The organism is Alkalispirillum mobile (assembly GCF_003664325.1).
GTDB classification, from domain to species: domain Bacteria; phylum Pseudomonadota; class Gammaproteobacteria; order Nitrococcales; family Halorhodospiraceae; genus Alkalilimnicola; species Alkalilimnicola mobilis.
In genome coordinates this window covers 521051-546081 of record NZ_RCDA01000001.1, presented here as the reverse complement: position 1 = coordinate 546081, position 25031 = coordinate 521051, and the positions used below count along the sequence as shown (strand labels likewise).

The following is a 25031-nucleotide window of genomic DNA, read 5'->3' as shown; positions in this document are numbered from 1 at the left end:
GGCGTGGTGGCCTTCGCCCAGCAACAGCGCGCGCAAACGGCACCGGCCCGGCGCCCGCAACCGGTGGCGAGGCCCCATAGCCAGCGTGCGGCCGTTGCCGCGGCGATCGGCCAGGCGGGGGCCCAGCCCCGGCTCAAGCTCGGTGCCCGCGATGACCCGCTGGAGCGGGAGGCCGAACGCACTGCCGAGCAGGTAACCCGCACCCCGGGGCCGCTTACGGACGACCCCCCGGCCTTCGGCACCCCGGCGAGCGCGGCCGCCCAACGCGCGCCGCCTGCCGCCACCGCACCCGCGACGACCAGCACGACAGAGGGTTGGGCGCCTGGCGACGCGCCGGCGGATGCGCCCGTGCCGCTGCCGGAGGAGGCGGAAGAGCCCGGCGCAGCCGGCACCCTGCCGGAGCCACTGGCCCGGCGGATCGGGCGTTTGCACCGGGGAGGGCGCCCGCTCCCGGAGGACCTGCGCGCCTTCATGGAGCCGCGCTTCGGGCAGGACTTCTCCACGGTGCGCATCCATACCGATGACGAGGCTGCCCACCTCTCCGAGACCATCCACGCCCACGCCTTCACCCTGGGCGAGCACATCGCCTTCAACCGCGGCGCCTTTCGCCCCGACAGTCGCGACGGCCGGCGGCTGATCGCCCACGAGCTGACGCATGTGGTGCAACAGCGCGAGGCCGGTGCCGATCGCCCCGATGCGGAGGCGGCCCCGGTGCGACGCTCACTTATTGGTGGCCTGCGTCGGGTCGGTAGCCGGTTGGTGGGGGCCGGGATCGACATGGCCAAGGGGGCGTATGACCGTCTCACCGGGGCCGTGGGCGAGATCTTCGACAAGGCGGGCAACTTTATCGCCTCGAAGGGCATGGCGGTGGTGGAGAAGCTCGCGCCCAACCTGGCGCCCGTGCTTCAGGAGATTATCGACAACGGGCCGGTGGGGTGGCTGAAGGACCGGGTGGCGGCCGTTTTTGACCGGCTGGTGGATGCGGTCACCCGGCTCACGCCCCAGGGGTCTGTGGAACGCCTGAGCGAGCTCTTCTCCGGCATGCTCGAGCGGGCCGGCAGCATCCTGGAGGCGCTGGCCTCGGGGGACTGCGGGCCGCTGTTCGATGCCATCCGGCGGCTGCGCACCCTGGTGACCGATGCCGCCGGGGCGGCCTGGGACCGGCTTACGGACTTTCTCAGTCCGATCGGGGACTTCTTCGCTCATCTGTGGGAGAGCACTGGCGCCCCCGCCCTCGATTTCATCACCGGGGTGGCCGGTGACCTCTGGGACGGCATCAAGGCGCTCGGCCGCCGGATCTGGAACTGGACGAGGCCCATTCGCGACACCCTGGGGGCGGCCTGGGATTGGGTCAAGCGCAGGCTTTTCGGGTCGAGTAACGACAGCAGCGGGGATAACCAGGGCGGCCTTGTGGGTTGGGTGCAGGACAAGGCCGGGGAGGCCTGGGACTGGATCAAGGCACGGACCCGACCGCTCTGGCAGCCCATACAGCAGGGCGTGGAGTGGCTGCGGGAGCTGGTGCCGCCGACCTTCGTCAAGCGCCTGGGCGAGGACATGCAGGCGCTCAGCAACGACCTGGGTACGGCCGAGCAGCAGATGGCCGGGGCCGGCGAGGAGGGCGGGCCGGGTGCCGGCGTGGCCGAGAACCGGGCGGCGCTCGCCGACGCATTGCCCACCGTCGAATCGGTGCTCGAGCGGGTACGGGGCTTTCTGGTCGAATCCGGCGACTGGATGGTGAAAACCCTCGGCGGGGTGGGAGACAAGGTGGCGGCCTTCTTCGCCGGCCTGCGCCAAATGGACATCACCCGGCCGTTGGCGCGGGCACTGGGCTGGCTGGAGCGGGGCATCGCCGGGCTCAGCCGCTGGGCGAAGCGGGGGGTGCAGGGGTTGTTCGACGTTCTGGTCGGTGCCTTCGACCGGCTGACGCCTTTCATCGAGCGGATGATCGGGGTGGTGCGCCGGCTACTCTCAGTAGTGGCCGATCTGTACCAGTTGCCCCAACTCGTGGTGTCGTCGGTATGGGGGCTGATCCCGGAGTGTATCCGCAAGCCGGTACAGGACTTCGTCGTCAACCAGATCCTGGCGCGCATCCCGGTCTTCGGTCAGCTTTTGGCCCTCCCGGACCTGTGGGAAAAGGTCAAGGCCAAGGCCCTGGAGATACTCCGCAAGCTGTTCGTGGATGGCGACCTGGCCGCCGCGGCCTGGGCCTTCTTCAAGGCGGCGCTGCGGCTGATCGGTTTGCCGCCGGAACTGGTGGTCAGCCTCCTGGCCAACGCCGCGGCGGCCATCGGGCATATCCTGCAGGATCCCATCGGCTTCCTGCTCAACCTGGTGCGGGCGGCCGGACGCGGCTTCGCCCAGTTCTTCAGCAACATCTTCGGTCACCTCAAGGCGGGCATTGCCGGCTGGCTGTTCGGCACCTTGCGCAAGGGGGGTATCGAACCGCCGGAGGATTTCTCCCTGCGCTCGATCCTCGGCGTGGTGCTGCAGATCCTGGATATCACCACCGATCGGATCTTCGACCGCATAGGCCGCCGGGTGGGCTCCGGCGTGGCGCTGCGCATGCGGCGCATGCTGGAGCACGCCACCGGTGCCTGGCAGTTCCTGCGCACGCTGATGGAGGAGGGCCCGGGCGCGCTGTGGACGGCGCTGCGCGAGCGGTTGAGCGATCTCGGCGGCCAGGTGCTCGACAGTGTCATCAACTGGGTGAGCGTCACCATCATCAAGCAGGCCAGTATCCGGCTCACACCGCTGCTTGCGCCCTCCGGGGTCTCCAACGTCATCGCCCTGCTGATGGAGATCTATCGGGTGATCACCGCGTTGGCCGCCCAGCTTCGGGCGCTTTTCGAGGTGGCCAACCGCTTCCTGGCCGGGGTGGCCGAGATCGCCTCCGGGGCACTGGGCAAGGCCGCCGACTTCCTCGAGGACGCCCTGGGCCAGGCGGTGCCGCCGGCGCTGGCATTCCTGGCCCACTATGCGGGTCTGGGCGATGTCAGCAGCCGTATCCGCGAGATGGTGGAGGGGATCCGCGAGCGCGTGGATGCCGCCCTGGACTGGCTCATCGAGCGCGCCCTGCGTCTGGGCGAGGGCTTCGTCGAGCTGGCCCGACGCGGGGGGCGGGCGGTAAGGCGCGGGGCCCGCGCCCTGGTCAACTGGTGGCAGACCGAACGTGAGCTGGAGACCGAGGGCGGGGAGCGGCACACCCTGTCTGTCGATGCTGAGAAGGAGCGCCAGGCGCTGACCATTGAGTCGCGTCCAACGCCCTACCACGCGTTTATCGCTGATCTGAAGCTGCCAGACAGCGCGGCCGACGACCGGCGTCGGGCGTTGGCCGCGGCGGAGACAGTAGAGGCCTGTATCCAGGAGTCGCGCGAGTTGGAAGGGCAGCTGGAGGCCTCGACCATCGACGAGCAGACCTACTCGGAGAGGCGCAAGGCGCTGGAGCGACAGTTGGGGGAGGCAATGGACCGCCTCTCGACCCTGACCCGTGAAATGCTGGAGCAGTCCACCGGGGACTCAGTGACCGATCTGCCGTCCACTCCGGCGATCTACGGCCCCAGAACCAGTGCCGGTTTCGGCAGCTCGGTGCGGGTGGAGCTACTGACCCGTGATCATCCCCCAGGCAGCACGCCGCGGAATGCGCCCGAGAATGCGACTTGGAATCGGTTGCGACGCCGCATGGACGGCGGGGGTACGTACTACGTTCGGGGCCATCTGCTGAACGAACATCTGGGGGGGCCGGGGGATACTTGGAATAATCTGACGCCGCTAACCCAGGGTGCTAACAACCGAGACGCGGAATCCATGCTCCACCGGTTCGAGGATCCCGTGAAGGACGCCGTGGAGGATGGCCGGGCGGTCAACTATATCGTCACCGCCAATTACGGTGTCTCTCACCCTCTGGCGGCGGAGGCCGAGGCCCATCGCACCGAAGAGGGCGACACAGACTCGGATGTGATCGCCGACATCATCCAGGCAGAATCGCGTATCCCAGGTACGCTCGATTGCCGGTCCGAGGAGCTGAAACCCGATGGCACGGCCGGCGGTACAGTGGCGGTGCATCAGGTGGATAACAGCTTCAAGGCAAACACTTTGGATGACTACAGCATCCGGGCCCGGCCCAAGACCCGGTTCTACATCGACAACGAGGCCCGGGCGGGCAACATCGGTCGGCTAGCTCAGTTGGACGGGGTGGATCGCGACCTGGCCCAGGCGATCATCGATGAGCGACCGGATGGCGGCTACCGGCGCAGTGCCACCCTCAAGCAGGCGAGCGGCATGACCGATGCCCAATGGGAATCGGCGCGGAAAACCGATGCCTTTTACGTCCATATATTTCAACGCAGTTAGGGATCCCAATGGATAACACGCACCTGGAACGCCGACTCGCCGACCCTTACGCCTTCGCCCTGCTGCAGTGGCCAGCCACCCTGGGCCTGCTGGCCCTGTCCCACCAGGGTTGGTGGCTCGCGCTCAATATCCTCCTGGGCCTGTGGCTGGCTCTGATGCTGTTGGCCGCCTACGCCGGTGACCGCCCCGGCCGCATCGCCTTCGGTAACGCCATGCTGCTCAGCAACCTGACCGTGGCCGGTGCCTACTGGGCACACCCCGGCCCCTGGGTGCTGGCCTGGCTGGCCGCCACCCTGTTGCTGCTCTACGTGGCGCAGCGGGCCCTGTTCCGCGCCCCGGAGAGCGCGCACGAGGCCTCCCAGACGGCCGGGGAGGTAGGCGAATAGGTCGCGCGCCCCGCCGGTTCAATCGTAAGCGATCCACGAAGTGCAAGGGGAGGGGAGGGTGATGTCGGATCCAGAACGCCGTGCCGTCGTGCTGATTCCAGGACTCGAGCGGGTTGAGCGCTTCGAGCGCCGTGATCTGCTGGCGGAGAATTTGGCCAATACGGTTGCGCAACCGACGTACCCCGCAGAGCCCGTAATGGCGGCTGGGGAGGCGGGGTTGCGCCTTAGGCCGCGTGCCTTGCGTGGGGACGAACGACCGGGGCGGACGCTTGACCTGTTCGAAGCCTACTGGGCGGACATGGTGCCTTCATCAGCCGAGATGAGCCCCTGGCGACGGTTTGTCAGTGGATTCGAGTTGGTAGCCTACTGGTTGTTCTCCTGGGGCAACCTTAAAGCGCTTCGCCTCTCCCGCGCGATTGCGATCGGTCTTGTGGCGGGCGGTGTCTTGCTCGTGCTTTGGTACGTGTCTATCGCGGTGATTGTGGTGGCGGCACTGCGCGCTGCGCCGGAACAAGAAATGTTGCTCGCTTCTTTGCCGGCACTGCGGTCTCTGTTCGACTGGTTATTGGATGTCACAGCGTGGGTTCAGACCAGCGCGCCCTATTTCATCTTGACGCTGCTGCTGTCCGCATTCCGCGCGGACGAATTGGCCCAGATGGCCATGTTTTCGAAGGAATACCTGGAGAATCGGCGGCGGGATATGCAGGCCGGGCTGCGTGACAGAGTGCGCCGCCGGGTGGCCGAGACCATAGACCACGTCTTGGCTTCGTCCTACGACGAGGTGTTCGTCGTCGCTCACAGCTTTGGTTCGATCATTGCTATCGATCTGCTAGCCCGATGGCCACACCCCGCCGATCGCGACCGGGTCCATTTGATTACCCTCGGCTCCCCGGAGGCGGTTCTCTCTTGTCGGTCGCAGTGGCTAGCCGGCGAGCGGGAGCGGTTGTTCCGGAATGCGCCCCATGCTTGGCTTGACTTCTACAGTCCAACCGACTGGTTGTGCAACGCGATCACCGACCATGCGCGGCATTACCCGGGAAACAGCCACCGCCTCTGGTTCGATGCGCCCCTGATCGAGCGGGCCACCGGCCGTACCCACAAGGCCTATTATTTTGACCCCGAGGTGCTGCAGACTCTGATGGGCGGCTCGATCTCGGCGAGGAGAAGCTGACGCTGGTGCCATGGCTGCTCTCTTCTCGCCAGCCACTTTGGCGAGGGCCTTGAGTTTCAGCTGACGGTCCACTGGGATAATGGCCGTCGGCTGCTAGTGACACCAGAATACGCGATCCCGCAGTTGAATCGGGGGCGATCAGGGGTTCGGTTGTGGCGGGCGCGTAGGGTGCGCGCCCGCCAAGGGGGTCAGTGGTGCGCGGCGACCGCGCCCAGGAACTCGCGGCAAAGTTCCGGGTTGGCAGCGTGGGAGATGTCACCCATGGACAGCATGCCCGTCATGCGCTTGTCACTGTTGAGGACGGGGACACGGCGCACCCGGCGCTCTTCCATCAGGTGCACGGCATCCTCGATGTCGTCGTCCTCCCAGCAATAGACGATGTCGCGGGTCATGACATCGCCCGCGGTCATGGAGGCCATGTCCCGGCCTTCCGCCAGACCCCGGCAGACGATATCCCGATCGGTCAGCATGCCGACCAGGCGATCGTTCTCACCGATGGGTATGGCGCCGATGTCCTTTTCGCGGAAGAGCCGGGCGATCTCCATGATGGGGGTGTCCGGGGCACACCACTCCACGCCACGATGCATGGCTTCGTTCACTTTCATGGCAATCACCCTCCTGTTTGCGGGGACCGCCTTCAGAGTATAGGTCAGGTTTGGTGCCATCTCAGTGTTCTGGCAACGGTGAATGGCTACTGTCGCCCTTCAGCGCCCCGGTCCGAGGTGAACACGGATGCCCGACTCCTGCACGAACAGCTCTCTGACCGATACCTCATGACGGTCGGGGAGCAGGGCGCGGGGGTCCATCCTCAGCTCGCCCTTGCCTGCGTTAATACTGACAATTCCGGGTAACCCCAGGTTCGAGTGCAGCGCGGCAAGCGCCAAGAAGGTTGGGACACCGATCCGGCCCATGCTGACATCCTCAACCCGGAAAACCAGGGTCGAGCCCTCAACGCGCCCACGCAGCAGGACATCAAGACCGACCGGTCGGCCCCGTGTGCCCCTGGCCAGCGTGGTCTGGCCCTCGCTCGTGGGCAGCACACCATATATCCTCAGTTGATCGGGATTAGTCGCCAGTTGAAGCACTACCCCCCGATCCGCGGCACCAGACGTGACCAGGCCGTGGGCCAGCAGGGTATTCAACTCCTGCGTGGTCAGGTCCACGTGCAAGTGACTGCCCCGCGCAGCCTGTTGCCAGTGGTCTTCTATCCGCCGGATAAGGGGTGACGTATCCGATGTGGAGACTGCTGGCATCTGCGGCGTGCTTGCGGGGGCCAGCAACCAAGGCAAGAGTGCCCAGAGGATCAGAACGAAGATGATTGGCAGTACAAGAAGTACGGCGCCCAGAATAGCGAGGGGACTGTGCCGCCGGAGCGCCAGGTAGGCGATCGGGTTATGCCGCTCATAAACCGGCAACCGGGACCATAAGCGTTTGAATGCCACGTAAGTATGCCCTCCTGGTTGGCGCCGTAACGCCACTAGCCTAGCAGCCCCCGGTTCCCCGTGCCGGGGGGCCTGGGTCGCCACAAGCCGCCCTGATTGGGCCCCGAAAACGGTTGCCAACGATGAAGTTGATTCGCGGATTGGTGCTGCCCCTGTTGCTTTTGTTCAGCCTGCCGACGCCCGCCAGCGGAACGTCTACCCCCGGTGACGAGCCTTCATCCGTGGGCGTGGCCTTAGGGTCCGGCGGCGCCGGCGGGCTCGCCCACATCGCTATATTGCGCGTTTTTGACGAGCAAGGGCGTCGGCCGGATGCCCTCGCCGGCAGCAGTATCGGGGCGGTGATAGGCGCGCTTTATGCTTCGGGTCTCAGCGCTGATGAGATCTACGATATTTTCGATGATTTCGCCGGGTCGGAGCTGGATGCCCTGTCGCAGTTGATGCGCCCCTCGTCGGATTTGACGCTCCGCGACCTGCTGAAGCTGGATTTCGGTGATGGGGGCTTGATCGACCCGGACGGCTTCCTGGAGTTTCTCGCCGGCAAGATGGAGGCGCGGCGTTTCGATGACCTTTCCATCCCGTTGGAGGTGGTCGCCACGGATTATTGGACCGGCGAGATGGTGGTGCTCGACGAGGGTGAGCTTTTCCCGGCCATCAAGGCCAGCATGGCGGTGCCGGGGCTGTTTCCCCCGGTCCGGCGGGGGGAGCAACTATTGATCGATGGCGGCACCTCCAATCCATTGCCCTTCGATCTGCTGACCGGGCGTTATGACATGGTGGTGGCGGTCGACGTATCGGGCGCCCGCCGGCGCGGCGAGCAGGATGAAGCCGGGTTGACCGACCTGTTGTTCAGCACTTTCGAGATCATGCAGCAGTCCTTGATCGCCGCTCAGATGCGCTACGGTCAGCCGGATATCTACCTGAAACCCGACACCAGTGACGTACGCCTGCTGCATTTCCACAAGATTGATCTGATCCTGGAGCAGGCCGCCCCTGAGGCCGAGGCCTTGCGCGAGGCCCTGTTGCAAGCACCGTAATGAAAATGTCACAAAAGGTGTTTACCTTGCGCGCTTGAAACCGTTCTGTAACCGAACGGTCATCTGAAACGCGCATGGATTGACTGCCTGCTTATGCTGAAGAACGAGTCGCCATCATCGTCGTCCTACTCGGCTGATCCTGCCTTTTCCCGCGAACAGCGCCGTGAGGTGCCGGCCTGGATGCGGGGGCTGTACGCCGGGGCCTGCCTCTATCTCTTCCTGGCCGCGTTGAACATCCTGGGCTCCGGCCTGGGCACCTTCGGCGGCGACAGCGACTTCCTCGTCCGGGCCTTCGCCTACGGCGAGAACCCCTTCATCGCGTTACTGGCCGGGGTGCTGGTGACGATGGTGGTACAAAGTTCGTCCTTTACCTCGGCGCTTATTGTCACCCTGGTGGCCAGCGGCGAGATGAGCCTGGGCACCGGGGTGTTCGCCATCATGGGCGCGAACATCGGTACCGCCGTCACCGGCGTGATCGTGGCCCTGGCCAATATCCGGATCCGCCGCAACTTCCGCCGCTCGTTCACCGCCGCGCTGTTGCACGATTTTTTCAACATCCTGACGGTGATGATCGTCTTCCCGGTGGAGTGGCTCACGGGCCTGGCCCACGAGACCGGGCGAGGGGTGTTCACCCAGGCTGCCAGTTGGCTCAGCAGCCTGATCGGACTGGAGGAGGTGGCCCGGCCGGACAGCCCGGTGAAGGTGGTCACTGCCCCGGTGGTCAATGGGGTGGACGCCGTGGGCGCCTGGCTGATGCCTACGCCCACCGGCGAAGGCCTGCTGGTGGCGGCGATGGGCCTGGGGCTGATGTTCATCGCCCTGATCTTCATGGTGCAGAACCTGCGCGGCGCCCTGCTGCGGCACATGGATGGTTTGTTTCGTACCTACTTCTTCCGCACTGACCCGCGTGCCTACGGTGTCGGTGTGGTCTCCACGGTGCTGGTGCAGTCCAGCACGATCACCAGCAGCCTGATGGTGCCGCTGGCCGGCGCCGGGGTGGTGCGCATCCGTCGGGTATTGCCCTTCATGATGGGGGCGAACCTGGGGACCACGGTGACCAGCGTGCTCGCGGCTACCGCCAACCCTATAGCCGCCGCCATGACGGTGGCGCTCTTCCACGTCATCTTCAACCTGACCGGGACCGCGATCTGGTACCCGTTGCGCCGGATCCCGCTGAAGCTGGCCCTGTGGTACGGCGACCTGGCAGGGCGCAAACCCCGCTACGCCTTCCTGTTCCTCTTTGGCGTATTCTTGGTGATACCCCTGCTGGGTATTGGCGCCACTGAACTGCTTGTGAGCCAGCGCTGAAGCGTGGCCCGATCGAGAGGTTTCTGAATCATGTTTCGACAGCTCTACAGTGCGCTGACCGCCGAGAACACGCTGGACCGCGCCTTCGAGGATCTGACCCGGATGCTGGAGCACGGCGCCTGGATGTTCGCCCGGGCCAACGAGGTGCTCTACAGCGAGGTGCCGGCGAAGGATGTGCGCAAGCCGCTCTATGACCGTGACCAGGCCATCAACGAGCTGGAACGCTCCATCCGCCGCAAGATCATGCGCCACCTGACGGTGAACCCGGGCCACGACGTGGCAGTCTGTCTCGCGCTGATGAGCGTGGCCAAGGACGCCGAGCGGATCGGCGATTACTGCAAGAACGTCTTTGAGATCGGCTGTCTATACACCCAGGGCTTCCACGTGGACAAGTATCAGCAGCCGCTGGACCAGATGGCCGAACAGATGCGCAGCCTGTTCGCCAGCGTGCGGACCGCCACCGCCAAGTCCGACGAGGGCGCGGCGGCAGCCGCACTGGAGCAGGCGGGGGAGGTTCGGGTGCGTTGCGACGAGCTGATCGCGGAACTCTTCCGCGATGAGGCGCAGATCGAGTTCCACGAGGCCATGGCCTACTCCCTGCTGTTCCGCCACTACAAGCGGGTCGTCGGGCACCTGGCAAATATCGCCACCGCCGCACTGGGGCGGCTCGAGGACCTGGACTTCTACCCGGAGAAGGAGGCATCGGAGCAGCGCCGCCGGTAGCCCATTCAGGCCTCGGCGTGGGCGCGCAGCACCTCCGCCATGCAGGCGGTGACCTTGCGGGCCATCGGCAGGTGCAGAAACTCATTGGGGCCGTGGGCGTTGGCGCCGGGGCCCAGCGCACCGGTGACCACGAATTGGGCCTTGGGGAAGGTCTCTGCCAGCAGGTCCATGAAGGGGATGGCGCCGCCTTCGCCCATGTGCACTGCCGGCTTGCCGAAGTGCTCGCGGGAGGCCTCATCCAGCGCCTGCTCCAGCCAGGGCGCGAAGTCCGGTGCATGCCACCCGTCCGAGGCCTGATCGGGCTCGAAATGCACCCGTGCCCCGTTGGGGGCGTCATCCGTGAGCAGGGCGGTTAGGGCCTCGGTGGCGGCCGTCGCGTCCACCGTCGGCGGCAGACGCAGCGAGAGCTTCAGCGTCGTGCCCGCCCGCAGGACGTTGCCGGCGTCGGCCGGGGCCGGCAGCCCGCCGGCCCCCACCACTTCCAGTGCCGGGCGCCAGGTGCGGTTCAGCACCAGCTCGGCGTTGCTGTCCACGTCGGGGCGTAGCCCGGAAACGCGGGGGAAGCGTTGGAACAGGATGTCACCCAACACGTCCGCAGCGTGGGCGGCCTGTTGCCGCCGGGTCTCCGGGATCTCCGCGTTGAAACTGTCCGGCAGAACCTGACCGGTGGCCGAGTCCTCCAGCCGCTCCAGCAACTGGCGGGCAATGCGGAAGCTGGACGGTATGACGCCCCCGGCATCGCCGGAGTGCACGCCGGCGCTCAGCACATCCACACTCAGCGTGCCGGCGGCCACGCCGCGCAGCGAGGTGGTGCACCAAAGCTGTTCGTAGTTGCCGCAGCCCGAATCCAGGCAGATGACCAGGTCGGGTTCGCCAAGGCGCTCGGCCAGCGCCTCGATGTAGTGGGGCAGGTCGTAGCTGCCGCTCTCCTCGCAGGTCTCTATCAGCAGGGTGCAGCGGGCGTGGGGCAGCCCCTGTTCGCGCAGAGCGAGCACGGCGGCCAGCGAACTGAACAGGGCGTACCCGTCGTCCACGCTGCCCCGGCCGTAGAGCTTGTCGTCCTGGATCACCGGCTGCCAGGGGCCCTTGTCCGCGTCCCAGCCGCTCACCTCCGGCTGCTTGTCCAGGTGGCCGTAGAGCAGCACGCCGCCCGGTGCCTCGCCGGGGATGTCCACCAGCAGCAGCGGGGTGCGCCCGGGCAGGCGGACGACCTCAATCGTGGCGTCGGCCGGGGCGTGGTGGCGGCACCAGTCCTCCGCCAGCGCAATGGCGGCGTCCAGGTGGCCGTTCTCCGCCCAGTTCGCGTCGAAGTGGGGCGATTTGGCCGGGATGCGGATAAAGTCGCTGAGCGCCTGGATGATGCTCTCGTCCCAGAGCCGGTCCACGGCCTGCCGAATCGCTGTGCTGCTCATGTGTGGAGCTCCTTCATCTGGATGCAGGGGTGGGCCTCGAGGGCCACTTTGGGAGAGACTATAGGGCTTTCCACCCGACAAGAGGAAGCCATGCAATTAGGTGCGCACGTATCGGCGGCCGGTGGCCCGCAGAATGCCCCGGAGCGGGGCCGCGAGATCGGCTGCGATTGCATCCAGATCTTTACCCGCAACCAGCGCCAGTGGCGGGTCAAACCCATCAGTGACGACGAGGCCACTGCCTTCCGCGCCCATCGGGAGGCCTGCGGCATCGGCTCGGTGATGAGCCACGCCTCCTACCTGCTCAACCTGGGCACCACGGACCCGGAGAAGTTTGCAAAGTCCTACGGCGGGTTCGAGCAGGAGTTGCTGCGCTGCCACAAGCTGGGTGTGGAGTTGCTCAACTTCCACCCGGGCGCGCATGTCGGCAAGGGCGTGGAGATCGGCATCAGCCAGATTGCCCAAGCGCTCAACGAGATCTGTCGGGCGCACCCGGACAAGACCGATGTCTGCCTGGTGCTGGAGAACGTGGCGGGGCAGGGCACCACCCTGGGCCGCAGCTTTGAGGAGTTGCGCGAGATCATCGACCGCGTGGAGCAGCCCGAGCGCCTCGGCGTCTGCGTGGATACCGCGCACGCCTTCGCGGCCGGGTACGCGATCCACACGGAAGAGGGTTGGGAGGCCACCTGGGAGGCCTTCGACCGCCTGCTCGGCATGGACCGGCTGGTGGCGCTCCACCTGAACGACTCCAAGGTGCCCTACGAATCCCGTAAGGACCGCCATGCCCTCATTGGCCGGGGCGAGATCGGTCCCGATGCCTTCCGGCGGGTGGTCACTGACCCGCGCACCCGCGACTTGCCGATGTTCCTCGAAACCCCGGCCGGGCCCGAGGGCTGGGCCAGGGAGATCGAATGGCTACGGGCAGCGGCCCGGGGTGAGAACCTGCCACTACCGGAGATCGAGGACGCCGGGGTCAACCTCTGACGGGCGCGCCCCACCGGACCATGCTCTATTCCCGGCGGCCCCCGTGACCGCAGGCAGCCGTTCACCACTGCGCTAAGCTTCTCGGGAGCGCGCCCCGGAAGGCGTCGGCGCGCGCCTCTGGAACGGGCGGGGTGGCCAACCGTGTCGGTTCTGACGCTGGCCCTCATGGGCGATGTGATGACCGGGCGGGGTGTGGATCAGGTGCTTCCTCACCCCGGTGCGCCCGACCTCTACGAGGCCTGGGTCCGCGATGCACGAGATTACGTGGCGCTGGCCGAGGCCCGCAACGGGCCCATCCTGTATCCGGTAGCGCCCGATTACATCTGGGGAGAGGCGCTGGATGAGTTTGCGTTGTTCCAGCCTGCTCAGCGACTCATCAACCTCGAGACCAGTATTACCCGCCATCCGGAGCCCTGGCCCGGCAAGGGGATCAACTACCGGATGCATCCAGATAATGCCGTCTGCCTGACGGCAGCCGGGATCAATGCCTGTGCGCTGGCCAACAATCACATCATGGACTGGGGCGTTGCCGGTCTGGAGGAGAGCTGCGCCACCCTGAAGCGGTTGGGAATCCCCTATGCAGGTGCCGGCGCCAACCGGGAGGCGGCCAGCAGGCCCGTAGTGAAGCCCCTTCCGGAAGGGGGGCGGCTTCTGATCTGGAGTATCGCGTTCGCGGACAGCGGGGTTCCGCTGGAATGGGCGGCGGACGCGGACCGCCCCGGGGTCTGGCTGGCGCCTCCGGATGCGGCCGTCGATTTGCCGGAACGCATTGCCCGCGAAAAACGCCCCGGTGACCTGGTCGTCGTGTCGGTGCATTGGGGCAGTAACTGGGGTTACCGGGTGCCCGCTCGACACCGGATCTTCGGTCGGCGTCTGATCGAGGCGGGTGCCAACCTCGTACACGGCCACTCGTCCCACCACCCCCGTGGTTTCGAACTGTACGGGGGGGCGGCATTGCTCTATGGCTGTGGTGACCTCATTAATGATTACGAGGGTATCCGCGGCCATGAGCAGTACCGACCCGATCTCGCCCTGCTCTACTTCTGCACCTTTGACCTGAACTCGGGGCGGATGTCTGCTTTCTGGATGACTCCCCTGGAGCGGGTCCGGCTTCGACTCCGTCGGGCGCGCGCTGAAGACACCAAGTGGTTGCAGGCCTTACTCAACGGCGAGCGCGGCGACGATAGCCCGGAGGTCCGGCTCGGGCGGGATGGGCGCCTGTACTGGATTGGCCCGGAGTCCGGCAGTCGGTCGAGCCATACGCAGCCCGGGAGGTGACCATGACTTCATTGCCTTTTCAGGATCGCCTGGAGGCGGCTCGCGCCCTGGCGCACAGGCTTTCTGCTTATCGGGGTCGGGAGGGTATGATCGTGCTCGGACTGCCCCGCGGCGGGGTGCCGGTGGCGGCCGAGGTGGCCCGCAGCCTCGGCGCTGCGCTGGATGTGCTCATCGTGCGCAAGCTGGGCGCACCCGGGCAGCCGGAGCTGGCGGTGGGGGCCATCGCGAGCGGTGGTGCCCGGGTCCTGAACGATGAGTTGGTGCGCATGCTGGGGTTGAGCAGTGCCACCATCACCGCAATTGCCGATCGAGAGTCGGAGGAATTGGCCCGCCGTGAACGCTGTTACCGGGCTGACCGCCCCCCGCCCCGATTGCAGGGGCGTTGCGTGCTGCTGGTGGATGATGGGTTGGCCACCGGTGCGACCATGTGCGCCGCGGTTCGTGCCGTGCGCCAGTCCGGTTCGGCGCGGGTGGTAGTGGCGGTGCCGGTAGCCCCTCCGGACACCGTGGAGCGGTTGAGGCAGGAGGCCGACGAGGTGGTCTGCGTGGCCACCCCAGAGCCCTTCGGGGCGGTGGGAAGTTGGTACCGGCGGTTCCCCCAGGTCAGTGATGATGGAGTGATCGCTGACCTGCAAGCGGCGTGGGCTGAACCGCCGGCTGGATAGCGATGCGCGCCGGAGCGCCGTTGCGGCGCGGGGAGGTTCTTCTGCAAGAGCGGGTGGCGTTCCTCTCGAGTCGCAGGGCTTATCCGCACCGGCCCGGGTCGGTGGACGTGCGCGAGACGCACATGGCGTGGTTGTTCTTCGCCGGGCCCTGGGTCTACAAGCTGAAGAAGCCCGCGACCGACCCGTTGCGCGACGGTCGTCAGTTGCTGGCCCGCGAGTGGCTCTGCCGCGAGGAAGTGCGGCTCAACCGGCGGTTGGCCGGCGATGTCTACCGCGGCGTGGCCCCACTGTGCCGCACACCCGCCGGCGGCTTTACTCTCCAGGGGAAGGGTGAGGCCGTGGACTGGCTGGTGGTGATGGCGCGCCTGCCTGCAGACCTGATGCTGGACCGGTGTCTCGAGCAGGATGCTGCCACCCCCGCGGCGATTGATCGGGTGGCGGACCGGCTGATCGGCTTCTACCAGCGCTTACCACCGGATCCGATCTCCCCCGAACGCTACATCCGGCAATTCAGGCGGGAGCAGGCGATAAACCGCGAGGTTTTGTGCGACTCCCGGTTCTCCCTGCCCCAAGCGCCGCGGGCCGGGGCCCTGGCCCTTGTAGACCGTGTGCTGCTTCATGGGCAGGCACTGCTGGCCGAGCGGGCAAGAACTGGCCGGATCGTGGAGGGGCACGGTGATCTGCGCCCCGAGCACGTCTGCCTGGCGTCCTGCCCGGTGGTGATTGACTGCCTGGAGTTCAATGCCGACCTGCGTCGGGTCGACCCCTTTGATGAACTGGTCTACCTGGGCCTGGAGTGCGAGCAGCAGGGTGCGGCATGGGTGGGTGAACAACTCTTGCAGCGCGCCATACGCGGGTTGCACGACCAGCCCGACCCGCGTCTGCTGGTCTTTTACCGCGCCTATCGGGCCTGTCTGCGCGCCCGCCTGGTGCTGGCGCGTCTGGATGAGCGCGGCCCGGGTGAGTGGGCGCGCTGGCACGCCCTGGCCTGCCGTTACCTGCAACTGGTCGACCCCACCGTTACGCCGGTCCGTAAAGCAGGTCCGTGAGCGAGCCGTTGGTGTGCAGCCTGCGGATGGCCTCGGCGAAAAGGGGCGCGGCGCTGAGCACCTCCACCCGTTGCCGGAGTGGGCCGGGGGGCACGCGGTCCGCCGGGACCGTGTCGGTGATAAAGACGCGGTTCAGCGCCGGGCTGCTGAGCAGAGGGGCGGGATCGCCGGTGAACAGACCGTGGGCGGCCAGGGCGTGAATGGCGCGGGCCCCCTGGCGCTGGCAGGCCTCGACGGCACGCAGCAGGGTACCACCGGTGCTTATCAGATCATCGACTATCCAGACGCTGGCGCCGGCCACATCCCCCACCAGCGCGTTGCCCCGGACCAGGCCCCCGCTGCGCCGCTTCTCCACGAAGCCCAGGCCCACCTCACGACCGGATAGGCGTTGGACCATCTCCTGAAGCCCTTGCGCCCGCTTCACGCCCCCCGGGTCCGGCGAGACGATGACGACCGGGCCGTCGCCCGCGCGGGCGACGACAGCCTCGGCGAACAGCCGGTGGGTGTTGAGAGCATGGCTTGTGCACCTGAAGGCGTTCTGAAAGGCCGCCAGGTTGTGCACCTCCAGGCTCATTACCGCATCGATGCCCATGGCCTCGAGAAGTTGCGCCAGATAGCGACTGGTCACCGGATCGCGGGGTTGGGTGCGGCGGTCCTTGCGGGCGTAGGCCAGGTAGGGCACCACCGCCGTCACCCGCGCTGCACCCGCATCGCGCACCGCACCCAGCAGAAACAGCAGCCGGCAGAGCCGTTGGTCCACCGGCTGTCCCGTGCCGCCATGGAGGCTCTGCAGCACGTAGACGTCCTGGCCGCGAACGGGCTCCAGCGGCCGCGTCTTGTGCTCGCCGTCCTCGAACTCACGCTCCTCGTGTTCGGCAGGCCGGCACTCCAGATGCTGGGCAACCCGCTCACCGAAGGCGCGGCTGGCGTTCAGGGTGAAGAGTTTCATACAGCGGAGTCTAGGCCAGCCCGGCAGGCTTTATCGCAGCCGGTCATCGGCTAGATTGGTAGATAGCCGATGCAGCGTGTGCGTCGCCGTTATGGGGCCGGGTAACCGGATGCAGCCGACCGGGTGGACATTGGAGCCGCACGATGCCGATGTGCGCGTGGTGGGGTGGGGGCCGACATTGGCGCATGCCTTCGAACAGGCGGCGGTCGCGCTCACCCATGTGGTTACCGAGTCATGCGTGGCGGGGCGGGAGTGGCTTACCGTTTCTTGTGAGGCGCCGGATCCGGAGCTGTTGCTGGTCGAGTGGCTGAACCAGGTCATCTTCGAGATGGCGGTGGGTGGGCTGCTCTTCTCCCGGTACCGGGTCGTTATCGAGGGGGAGGTGCTTCGGGCCACCCTTTGGGGCGAGCCCGTGGACCGGACCCGCCACGCTCCGGCCTGCGAGCCGAAGGGCGCCACTTACACCGCCCTGCGGGTGGAGCGGGTCGCCGGGGGCGGCTGGGTTGCCGGCTGTGTGGTAGATGTCTGATGGCCGTGCCCTGGCAGTAGGGAGGTGGCACCGTGGATACTTCAAAGCTGACGCGCATCGACGACACGACCTGGCAGATCGACCCGACCGGCGATATGCGGGTGCCAGGCATTATCTTCGCCGACGAGGCGTTGATCGAGGCAATGGACGACAAGGTCGCCGAGCAGACGGCGAATGTCGCCAGGCTGCCGGGCATCGTCCAGGCCTCTTATGCCATGCCCGATGCCCACTGGGGGTATGGTTTCCCCATTGGCGGGGTGGCCGCCTTCGACCCGGACGAGGGGGGCGTGGTGTCCGCCGGGGGCGTGGGTTTTGATGTCTCCTGCGGCGTGCGCAGCCTGCTCACCGGCCTGACCGTGGCCGATATCCGCGCCGTGCAGGAGCGGCTGGCGGATGCCCTGGCCGCGCAGATACCGGCGGGAGTCGGTAGCCGCAGCGGCATCAGCCTGAACCGTCAGGAGATGGATGCGATGCTCGTCGGCGGGGCCGCCTGGGCGGTGGAGCAGGGCTGGGGCGAGCCGGAGGATCTGGAGCGCATCGAGGAGATGGGGCGGATGGCGGGCGCCGATCCGGACTGCGTCTCCGAGCAGGCCAAGAAGCGTCAACGCCGCGAGATGGGGACTCTGGGGTCCGGTAATCACTACCTGGAGATCCAGGCCGTCGAGAAGGTATTCGACGCGGAAACGGCCGCCGCCTTCGGTCTGGTGGAGGGCGAGGTGCTGGTGACCATTCACTGCGGGTCCCGCGGACTCGGCCACCAGATCGGTACGGAGTTCCTGCGCGATATGCTGCCCGCAGCGGCGGAGGCCGGCATCCGGTTGCCGGAACGGGAGTTGGCCTGCGCGCCGATCCACTCACCCATCGGTCAGCGCTACCTGGGGGCCATGCGCGCCGCAATCAACTGTGCGCTGGCCAATCGAGAAATCCTCGGTCACTTCGCCCGCGAGGTCTTTGACCGCTTCTTCCCGGAGCACAGGCTCCCGCTGCTTTACGACGTCTCCCACAACACCTGCAAGGTGGAGACCCATACCGTGGGGGGCCGCCCACGGCAGCTCTACGTCCACCGCAAGGGCGCGACCCGCGCCTTCGGCCCGGCCCACTCGGAGTTGCCCGAGGCCCTGCGCGGGGAGGGTCAGCCGGTGCTGATCGGGGGCAGCATGGGCACTGGCTCCCACGTGCTGGTGGGGATGGGTACCGGGGGCAAGGGGTTCTATTCCGCCTGCCATGGTGCCGGGCGGGCCATGTCCCGCCACGCTGCCCTGAAGCGTTGGCACGGCCGGCAGGTGGTGGACGACCTGGCGGAACGGGGCATCCTTATCCGCAGCCCCTCCGCGCGCGGGGTGGCGGAGGAGGCGCCGGGTGCCTACAAGGACGTGGACCAGGTGGTGGAGGTCGCCGAGCGGGCCGGCCTGGCGCGACGGGTGGCCCGTCTGACCCCGCTGATCTGCGTGAAGGGGTGACACCGACGCCCGTCGCGGGTGCGGACGTTTTCTTCCATGCTGGCTGCGGGTATTCTGCGCGGCGTATCGATTCGCCAAGGAAGCCGGTGAATGCTGGCGCAGAAAAAGGAAAACCCATGACAGTCAACCTGCGATCGGCCTTACTGGCCGCCACCCTCGTCCTGGCAGTGGGCCCGACGGCCCTGGCTGGCCAGCAGCCGTCGCCCTTCGATGCGGCGCGCATTCTTCTGCAACAGCAGGGGCAGGTTGACGCCGAGACGGTCACCGACATTTTCGCCGCGGGCGTCACCGCCAACATGCAGATTCCCCCGGAGTATATAGGGGTAGCGTTCTACGACGAGCGCACGGGTGAGCCGCTGGACCCGCAGGAAATCCGGGCATTGATGGGGGCGGTGCGACAGGACGGTGCCCGCGAACTGATCGAGTTTGCGCTGGCGCTGGCGCCCGGCGGGTTGCCCCTGCCGCCGGAGCAGCTGGAGCCGCTGATCAACGCGGCCTTCATCGCCAGTATGCGCAATCCGCCCGATCACATCAGCATCGAATACTACGATGTCCGCCGCGGCCCGACGGGTGAGGGCGGCGGGCCGTCCGGACGCACGCCGAGCCGGGTGCATCAGCCGGAGGCCCCGCCCCTCGCCGAGAGCCCTGCAAGTGATGACCCGACTGACAGCGGCGAGGCGGCGCTGCACTGGCTGAGGGGTATGGCAGCGGGTGCGGCAGCGGAGCCAGCGCCCTGGTCCATGCCTGATGGCGGAGTGCCCAACGACATCGAGGACATGCGGGCTATCGCGCAGAGCCTTGAATTGTCGGGTCAGCCAAGGTCCGGACATGTGCTGTTGCCCGTGATCTTCTGGGGGGAAAGCGATGAGGAGCGCCAGGAGGTGCTGGTGGACAGCTTTCGGGAGCTTGCGGATATGGGGCTGTCAGTCGCTGAGGCGTCGCCCGCAGCCGATCTCCGGCGGGTGGATTACGCCGGGACGCCAGTCTTCTACGCCTTGATGTATGTACGCGGCGCGGAGGATGTCATGCGGGAAGTCCAGAGCCTGTTCCCGGCGCTGAATGAGGGGGCGATGCGTTAGGATGGGGCGCGGGCCGGTGGTCGGCCTGCGAATCGAGTCTTGTCGTCGCCGGGCTGTCATTCGGCCGGTGGCCCCGGGTAATGCGAGGTCTGCCGAGGGTATGTGCGAGCTTCTGGCCATGAGTGCCAACACGCCTACCGACCTGTGTTTCAGCTTCACCGGCCTGGCACGGCGGGGCGGTGCGGCCGGTCCGCACAAGGACGGTTGGGGCGTGGCCTTTTATGAGGGCCGGGGGGTGCGCGTGTTCCACGATCCGGACCCCAGCGCCGACTCGCGCATTGCCGAGGTGGTCCAGACCCAACCGATCAAGAGCCGGGCGGCGGTCTGCCATATCCGGCAGGCCAACGTGGGCGCGGTGGGGCTGGAGAATACCCACCCCTTCATCCGCGAGTTGTGGGGCCGTTACTGGAGCTTCGCCCACAACGGCCAGTTGCACGGCTTCAAGGCCCGCCCGGGGGTGTACCGGCCCGTGGGTGATACTGACAGTGAGCACATCTTCTGCGACCTGTTGAACCGCATCCGCGCGGCGTACAGCCCGGGGGTGGATGACGACACCCTGTTGCAGGTTGTGGTGAAGGCGGCTGCCGAGTACGCCCGGGAGGGGGTGTTCAACCTGCTGCTGAGCAACGGCCGATGGGTGTTCACCTTCTGCAGCACAAAGATGGTTGCCATCACGCGGCGGGCGCCCTTCGGCCCGGCGCGCCTGAAGGACGCGGACGTGACCGTGGATTTCCAGGCCGTTACCACTCCCCGGGACGTGGTGAGCGTGATCGCCACCGAGCCGCTGACCAGTGACGAGCACTGGGACCATTACCAGCCCGGGGAGTGGCGGCTCTGGGAGGATGGGGAGGTCCGGGCGAGGGGAGTCGAGACCATTCCCCGATGGTCCCACCCGGACCCGGACAAACTTTGAGGCCAGCGGCGCATGGCTTCTCCATCCTCCCGCAAGCAGTATGACGTGGTCATCATCGGTGCCGGCGCGGCTGGCCTGATGTGCGCGCTCACCGCCGGTGGGCGGGGCCGGCGGGTGCTGGTGCTGGACCACGCCAACAAGGTGGGCAAGAAGATCCTCATGTCCGGGGGCGGCCGGTGCAATTTCACCAACATCCACTCCGGCCCCGAGCACTTCCTGTCGGCGAATCCCCACTTCCCCAAGTCCGCCCTCAGCCGGTACACGCCCTGGCAGTTCATTGCGCTGGTGGAGAAACACGGCATCCCCTACCACGAGAAAAAGCTCGGGCAGCTCTTCTGCGACCGCTCCTCCAAGGACATTGTGCGCCTGCTGCTGGATGAGTGCCGGGCGGTGGGGGTGGAGGTCCGCACCCACACACCCGTGACCGACCTGCGGGTGGGGACGCCGCACACGCTCACAACGCCCCAGGGCCCGGTCGCCTGCAAGTCCCTGGTGGTCGCTACCGGTGGCTATTCCATACCCAAGATGGGGGCAACGGGCTTCGGCTTCGACCTGGCCCGCTCCCTGGGGCTGCCCGTGGAACCCACACGCGCTGCCCTGGTGCCGGTGACCCTGGATGCCCGCAAGCTGCGCCAGTTGAAGGACCTGGCCGGCGTGTCGCTGGACACGGTCACCCATGCCCAGGGTTCGAGCTTCCGCGAGAACATCCTGTTCACGCACCGCGGGCTGAGCGGACCGGCCATCCTGCAGGCCTCCTCCTACTGGCAGCCGGGTGAACCGCTGGAGATCGATCTGTTCCCCGATCGGGCGTTGGTGGAGCACATCGAGCGCATGCGCCGGGAACGCCCCCGGCTGCGGCTGAAGAACCTGCTGGGCGAGCAGCTGACCCGCCGGGTGGCGCAACGCTGGTGCGAGCTCTGGGTGCCGGACAAGCGCCTGGAGCAGTTGACCGGCGAAGATATGGACCGCGTTCGCCAGGCCTGTCAGCCCTGGACGGTCTGGCCGGACGGTACCGAGGGCTACCGCACGGCGGAGGTCACATTGGGCGGGGTTGGCACTGATGCGCTATCTTCCAAAACGATGGCGTGTCGCGATTACCCGGGGCTGTACTTTATCGGCGAGGTGGTGGATGTCACCGGCCACCTGGGTGGACACAACTTTCAGTGGGCCTGGGCTTCCGGGCACGCGGCCGGCCAGCACGTCTAGCGAGGAGAACGCATGCGCCCACTTCATCTCTGCCTGTTAAGTGGCGATCCGCGCCTGCCCTACGAGTACGGGGTGGACGGGCGCTTCGGCGAGGGCGACGTGGAGGCCGTGCGGCAGGCCCGCATCGCCCTGGAGGCCCTGGGCGGCTACCGGGTGGAGGTGCTGGACGACCATGACCGTCTGTTCGAGCGGTTGCGCAGCAACCCGCCGGACCTGGTGCTGAACTTCTGCGATACCGGGTACCGCAATCAGTTGCGCCACGAGTCGAATGTCCCCGCGTTGCTGGAGCTCTTCGATATCCCCTACACCGGGGCCAACCCGGCGTGCATGAGCATCTGCGGTGACAAGGCGCTTGTGCGTTTGCTGGCGGCCAACCACGGCATCCCGGTCCCCAATGAGACCTTTGTGGACCTGAGCGCGGATCCGCTGCCGTTGCCGGAGCTCTACCCCGCCCTTATTAAACCCAATGCCGGTTGCGGCAGTGTGGGGGTGACACCGGACTCGGTGGTGACCGATGCCCGGCAGGCGCAGGCCTGCCTGGAGGAGCTGGCGCTGGACCCGGACCGGCCGCAGGCGCTCATCCAGGACTTTCTCACCGGTCCGGAGTACACCCTCGGCCTGGTGGGCAATCCGGCCACCGGTTTCACCGTGCTGCCGCTGCTGGAAATCGATTACTCCGCACTGCCGCCGGAGCTGCCCCCGATACTCTCCTACGGTTCCAAGGCGGATCCGGACTCGGCCTACTGGCAGGCACTGCGTTTCAAGCCTGCCGAGTTGGCGCCGGAGGTACAGGCGGCCGTGGTGGAGCACAGCGTGTTCCTGTTTGAGCGGCTGGGGTTCCGTGACTATGCCCGGTTCGATTACCGCTGCGGCGCAGACGGCGTACCCCGACTGCTGGATGCCAACTTCAATCCCACCTGGAGCGCTGACGGCAAGATGGCCATCATGGCCGGCTGGGCCGGGTATGACTACGCGGATCTCCTGGCCCTGCTGCTAAACGCGGCCCGGCAGCGCTACGGGCTCTGATAACGGGCCCTCGGCGGCGCGGGGCGGGGCTTAGAGCAGTAACCGGGGGATGGCTTCGTTCCACTCGCGGCTGGCCACCCGGGCACCCCCCTCATAGGCATCGAGGATCGCCTGGATGAAAAAGTGCTCCGCGTCGGCGCTCAGCCGCACCCGGGCGTCGATGCGCACCGACCAATCCCCCCGCTGGAAGGAGGTCTCCTGTTCGATGACGGCCTCCGCGGACAGCGGGTCCTGCTCCTGGATGCGGAACACCCGGCGCATGGTGGAGCCGAGGGTCAGGTCGATGTCCTCGATACGGGCCAGCGCCGCCCCGCCCACGTCGCCGGCATCGCCGAACGCGGTGTAGGTGGTCTCGTCGTTGGTCAGGTCCACGGCGATGCTGCGTTCGGGTTCGGCGGTTTTCAATATGGTGTGCTCCGGGATGGGACAGCGCTCCGGCGGCGCGAAATCCGGTAGCTGTATATCCTCCGGCCGGGGTGGCCGCAAGGGCAACTCGAGCGTGCTGATGCCGGTGTAAAGGGTCATCTCCGCCCGCTCCGGTGCCGGCCAGATAATCGGCCAGTAAGCGCTCGATACCGCCAGCCGAATGGTGTGTCCGGGGGCGAAGCGGTAGGCCATGTCGTTCAACGGCACCGAGACCCGGTAGCGCTCTCCCGGCACGAGCGGGGCGGGGTCTTCGTGGCCCTCCCGGTGGGTCAGGTTGAGTACCCCGTAGGTGACCCGCCCGGAGGCCCCGTCGGGTGCTACGTCGTTCAGCCGGACGATGACGTAGCCCACCGGTTTGTCGCAGGCCAAGTCCAGCGTGACGACCGGCGCGCCGAGGATCTCCACCGGCTCGGCGAGGGGGTCCGAGTCGAAGACCAGCGACTTGCCGTCGTCGGTGCGTTGGTCCATGGGGGCGTCCCCCTCGGCACCGAAGCCGTAGAAATCGCCGGCCCGCAGGCCCGTGGTCTGCGGTGAGCGCAGGCGCATGCGGTCCTCCGGGTCCGGCCGGTCACCCAGCGAGAGTACGTTCAGGTGCCAGGTGCGGGGGCGAATGCGCGGCGAGGGCCACTCGCTCTCCGCCACCCAGCGGCCGGGGCGTTCGTCGTGGCGCGGCGCGGGGGCGATCCACTCCTCCATCCAGGCCCGTACTCGCGGTTCGTCCATGATCCCGTTGTCCTCGCCCTTCAGCCAGTAATCCCACCAGCGCACCGCCTCCTGGAAGAAACCGATCCGCGGCCCGGGCTCGGCGGCATGGGGGAAGGCGTGGGGCCAGGGCCCGATCAGCGCCTTGCGTGGCGCCTGAAGGCCGGCCATCAGGCGCGGGATGGCGTTGACGTAGCCGTCCGCCCAGCCGCCAACGGCATACACCGCGCAGCGGATGGCGCTGTAGTCCTCGCAGACCGAGCCGTGGCGCCAGTAGTCGTCCCGGTGGGGGTGGCGCATCCACAAAGCGGGGAACAGGCGGTTCTTCTCCAGGCGCTCGAGCCATTGGGCCCGCCAGGCCTCGCCGACGATCTCCGGGTCCGGCGGACAGGCGTTCAGGGAGAAGAAGGCGGCCCCCCAGCTGAGGTTTTCGTTGAGCAGGCAGCCCCCCTTGTAGTGGGCGTCGTCCGCGTAGCGGTCATCGGTGGAGCACATGGTGATGATGGCCTTCAGCGCGGGCGGCTGGCGGGCGGCCACCTGCAGGGCGTTAAAGCCGGCCCAGGACAGGCCGATCATGCCCACCCGGCCGTTGCACCAGGGTTGTTCGGCAATCCAGGCGATGGCCTCCTCGGCGTCGTCCTGCTCCTGGGCCAGGTACTCATCGCGCAGTATGCCCTCGGAGTCGCCGGTACCCCGCACGTCCAGGCGGATCGCGGCATAACCGTGCCCGGCGAAGTAGTGGTGCAGGGGTTCATCCCGCAAGCGGGTGAAATCGCGCTTGCGGTAGGGCATGTACTCCAGCACGGCCGGTACCGGTTGATCGCTCGCCCCCTGCGGCAGCCACACCCGCGCAGCCAGGCGCACCCCGTCGGACATCGGTATCCAGACGTTCTCGAGCACCTCGACATCATTGCCGAACGATTCGATCACGCGCATCGGCGT

General features: G+C 67.1%; 21 protein-coding genes. 16 read left to right on the top strand and 5 right to left on the bottom strand.

The annotated features are described in order from the left end of the window. Window positions 1-3: 3 nt before the first annotated feature. From DFR31_RS14035 to DFR31_RS13705, 3 genes are all read left to right on the top strand, one after another. Entirely contained in the window at window positions 4-4350 is a 4347-nt protein-coding gene (locus DFR31_RS14035) for an eCIS core domain-containing protein (RefSeq protein ID WP_121441090.1), read from the top strand. Between the two features lie 8 nt (window positions 4351-4358). Next, window positions 4359-4736 (top strand): hypothetical protein, encoded by a 378-nt coding sequence (locus DFR31_RS02560; RefSeq protein ID WP_121441089.1) that lies wholly within the window; start codon window positions 4359-4361, stop codon window positions 4734-4736. A gap of 61 nt (window positions 4737-4797) precedes the next feature. Next, the gene (locus DFR31_RS13705; protein WP_147436921.1) at window positions 4798-5907 is read left to right on the top strand and encodes an alpha/beta fold hydrolase; all 1110 of its coding nucleotides are present in this window, start codon (window positions 4798-4800) and stop codon (window positions 5905-5907) included. A 188-nt stretch (window positions 5908-6095) separates the two neighbouring features. Here the strand turns inward: DFR31_RS13705 and DFR31_RS02550 are convergent, their stop codons facing one another. Together DFR31_RS02550 and DFR31_RS02545 are read right to left on the bottom strand one after the other, a co-directional pair. Next, complete coding sequence (locus DFR31_RS02550) at window positions 6096-6512, bottom strand: CBS domain-containing protein (RefSeq protein ID WP_170153577.1); 417 nt, start codon at window positions 6510-6512, stop codon at window positions 6096-6098. A 99-nt stretch (window positions 6513-6611) separates the two neighbouring features. Further along, complete coding sequence (locus DFR31_RS02545) at window positions 6612-7349, bottom strand: hypothetical protein (protein ID WP_121441088.1); 738 nt, start codon at window positions 7347-7349, stop codon at window positions 6612-6614. Window positions 7350-7471: 122 nt separating this feature from the next. On the opposite strand from DFR31_RS02545, the gene DFR31_RS02540 reads away from it, so the two are divergent. From DFR31_RS02540 to DFR31_RS02530, 3 genes are all read left to right on the top strand, one after another. Continuing rightward, the gene (locus tag DFR31_RS02540) at window positions 7472-8383 is read left to right on the top strand and encodes a patatin-like phospholipase family protein (RefSeq protein WP_121441087.1); all 912 of its coding nucleotides are present in this window, start codon (window positions 7472-7474) and stop codon (window positions 8381-8383) included. A 93-nt stretch (window positions 8384-8476) separates the two neighbouring features. Next, on the top strand, window positions 8477-9691 hold the full coding sequence (locus tag DFR31_RS02535; RefSeq protein ID WP_121441086.1) for a Na/Pi symporter: 1215 nt from the start codon (window positions 8477-8479) through the stop codon (window positions 9689-9691). Window positions 9692-9721: 30 nt separating this feature from the next. Further along, window positions 9722-10414, top strand: coding sequence for a PhoU domain-containing protein (locus DFR31_RS02530; RefSeq protein WP_121441085.1), 693 nt, complete (start codon window positions 9722-9724; stop codon window positions 10412-10414). 5 nt (window positions 10415-10419) lie between these two features. Here the strand turns inward: DFR31_RS02530 and DFR31_RS02525 are convergent, their stop codons facing one another. Next, the gene (locus DFR31_RS02525; protein WP_121441084.1) at window positions 10420-11826 is read right to left on the bottom strand and encodes a M20/M25/M40 family metallo-hydrolase; all 1407 of its coding nucleotides are present in this window, start codon (window positions 11824-11826) and stop codon (window positions 10420-10422) included. 90 nt (window positions 11827-11916) lie between these two features. Here DFR31_RS02525 and DFR31_RS02520 point away from each other — a divergent pair, with 90 nt between their 5' ends. The 4 genes from DFR31_RS02520 to DFR31_RS02505 all read left to right on the top strand — a co-directional run bounded on the left by DFR31_RS02520 (window position 11917) and on the right by DFR31_RS02505 (window position 15799). Further along, on the top strand, window positions 11917-12807 hold the full coding sequence (locus DFR31_RS02520; RefSeq protein ID WP_121441083.1) for a deoxyribonuclease IV: 891 nt from the start codon (window positions 11917-11919) through the stop codon (window positions 12805-12807). 141 nt (window positions 12808-12948) lie between these two features. After that, window positions 12949-14085, top strand: coding sequence for a CapA family protein (locus tag DFR31_RS02515; protein ID WP_245971064.1), 1137 nt, complete (start codon window positions 12949-12951; stop codon window positions 14083-14085). 2 nt (window positions 14086-14087) lie between these two features. Then, complete coding sequence (locus tag DFR31_RS02510) at window positions 14088-14750, top strand: phosphoribosyltransferase (RefSeq protein WP_121441082.1); 663 nt, start codon at window positions 14088-14090, stop codon at window positions 14748-14750. A gap of 122 nt (window positions 14751-14872) precedes the next feature. Beyond that, a complete protein-coding gene (locus DFR31_RS02505) occupies window positions 14873-15799 on the top strand; it encodes a hypothetical protein (protein ID WP_147436920.1) in 927 nt (308 codons plus the stop codon). On the opposite strand, the gene DFR31_RS02500 is transcribed toward DFR31_RS02505, so the two are convergent. Continuing rightward, window positions 15771-16748 (bottom strand): ribose-phosphate diphosphokinase, encoded by a 978-nt coding sequence (locus DFR31_RS02500; protein ID WP_121441080.1) that lies wholly within the window; start codon window positions 16746-16748, stop codon window positions 15771-15773. The genes DFR31_RS02505 and DFR31_RS02500 overlap by 29 nt on opposite strands. A 109-nt stretch (window positions 16749-16857) precedes the next feature. Here DFR31_RS02500 and DFR31_RS02495 point away from each other — a divergent pair, with 109 nt between their 5' ends. From DFR31_RS02495 to DFR31_RS02470, 6 genes are all read left to right on the top strand, one after another. Beyond that, window positions 16858-17277 carry an archease gene (locus DFR31_RS02495; protein ID WP_121441079.1) on the top strand — a complete coding sequence of 140 codons (420 nt, stop codon included), beginning with the start codon at window positions 16858-16860 and terminating at the stop codon, window positions 17275-17277. Between the two features lie 32 nt (window positions 17278-17309). Continuing rightward, a complete protein-coding gene (locus tag DFR31_RS02490; protein ID WP_121441078.1) occupies window positions 17310-18737 on the top strand; it encodes an RtcB family protein in 1428 nt (475 codons plus the stop codon). Window positions 18738-18853: 116 nt separating this feature from the next. After that, a complete protein-coding gene (locus tag DFR31_RS02485) occupies window positions 18854-19816 on the top strand; it encodes a hypothetical protein (protein ID WP_121441077.1) in 963 nt (320 codons plus the stop codon). A gap of 100 nt (window positions 19817-19916) precedes the next feature. Next, a complete protein-coding gene (locus tag DFR31_RS02480; RefSeq protein WP_121441076.1) occupies window positions 19917-20729 on the top strand; it encodes a class II glutamine amidotransferase in 813 nt (270 codons plus the stop codon). Between the two features lie 12 nt (window positions 20730-20741). Next, window positions 20742-21935, top strand: a complete 1194-nt coding sequence (locus DFR31_RS02475) for a BaiN/RdsA family NAD(P)/FAD-dependent oxidoreductase (protein ID WP_121441075.1) — start codon at window positions 20742-20744, stop codon at window positions 21933-21935. Window positions 21936-21947: 12 nt separating this feature from the next. After that, on the top strand, window positions 21948-22961 hold the full coding sequence (locus tag DFR31_RS02470) for a D-alanine--D-alanine ligase family protein (RefSeq protein ID WP_121441074.1): 1014 nt from the start codon (window positions 21948-21950) through the stop codon (window positions 22959-22961). 30 nt (window positions 22962-22991) lie between these two features. Here DFR31_RS02470 and DFR31_RS02465 read toward each other — a convergent pair whose 3' ends face one another. Beyond that, window positions 22992-25025, bottom strand: a complete 2034-nt coding sequence (locus tag DFR31_RS02465) for a CocE/NonD family hydrolase (RefSeq protein ID WP_121441073.1) — start codon at window positions 25023-25025, stop codon at window positions 22992-22994. Window positions 25026-25031 lie beyond the last annotated feature (6 nt).

Excerpts from the sequence above, each read along its gene's own strand:
- DFR31_RS02500 (WP_121441080.1), bottom strand. The coding sequence starts at position 16,748 with ATGAAACTCTTCACCCTGAACGCCAGCCGCGCCTTCGGTGAGCGGGTT.
- DFR31_RS02550 (WP_170153577.1), bottom strand. The coding sequence starts at position 6,512 with ATGAAAGTGAACGAAGCCATGCATCGTGGCGTGGAGTGGTGTGCCCCG.
- DFR31_RS02520 (WP_121441083.1), top strand. The coding sequence starts at position 11,917 with ATGCAATTAGGTGCGCACGTATCGGCGGCCGGTGGCCCGCAGAATGCC.
- DFR31_RS02505 (WP_147436920.1), top strand. The coding sequence starts at position 14,873 with ATGGCGTGGTTGTTCTTCGCCGGGCCCTGGGTCTACAAGCTGAAGAAG.
- DFR31_RS02525 (WP_121441084.1), bottom strand. The coding sequence starts at position 11,826 with ATGAGCAGCACAGCGATTCGGCAGGCCGTGGACCGGCTCTGGGACGAG.
- DFR31_RS02480 (WP_121441076.1), top strand. The coding sequence starts at position 19,917 with ATGTGCGAGCTTCTGGCCATGAGTGCCAACACGCCTACCGACCTGTGT.
- DFR31_RS02465 (WP_121441073.1), bottom strand. The coding sequence starts at position 25,025 with ATGCGCGTGATCGAATCGTTCGGCAATGATGTCGAGGTGCTCGAGAAC.
- DFR31_RS02535 (WP_121441086.1), top strand. The coding sequence starts at position 8,477 with ATGCTGAAGAACGAGTCGCCATCATCGTCGTCCTACTCGGCTGATCCT.
- DFR31_RS02560 (WP_121441089.1), top strand. The coding sequence starts at position 4,359 with ATGGATAACACGCACCTGGAACGCCGACTCGCCGACCCTTACGCCTTC.
- DFR31_RS02470 (WP_121441074.1), top strand. The coding sequence starts at position 21,948 with ATGCGCCCACTTCATCTCTGCCTGTTAAGTGGCGATCCGCGCCTGCCC.
- DFR31_RS02495 (WP_121441079.1), top strand. The coding sequence starts at position 16,858 with ATGCAGCCGACCGGGTGGACATTGGAGCCGCACGATGCCGATGTGCGC.
- DFR31_RS02475 (WP_121441075.1), top strand. The coding sequence starts at position 20,742 with ATGGCTTCTCCATCCTCCCGCAAGCAGTATGACGTGGTCATCATCGGT.
- DFR31_RS02530 (WP_121441085.1), top strand. The coding sequence starts at position 9,722 with ATGTTTCGACAGCTCTACAGTGCGCTGACCGCCGAGAACACGCTGGAC.
- DFR31_RS02510 (WP_121441082.1), top strand. The coding sequence starts at position 14,088 with ATGACTTCATTGCCTTTTCAGGATCGCCTGGAGGCGGCTCGCGCCCTG.
- DFR31_RS13705 (WP_147436921.1), top strand. The coding sequence starts at position 4,798 with ATGTCGGATCCAGAACGCCGTGCCGTCGTGCTGATTCCAGGACTCGAG.
- DFR31_RS02485 (WP_121441077.1), top strand. The coding sequence starts at position 18,854 with ATGACAGTCAACCTGCGATCGGCCTTACTGGCCGCCACCCTCGTCCTG.
- DFR31_RS02540 (WP_121441087.1), top strand. The coding sequence starts at position 7,472 with ATGAAGTTGATTCGCGGATTGGTGCTGCCCCTGTTGCTTTTGTTCAGC.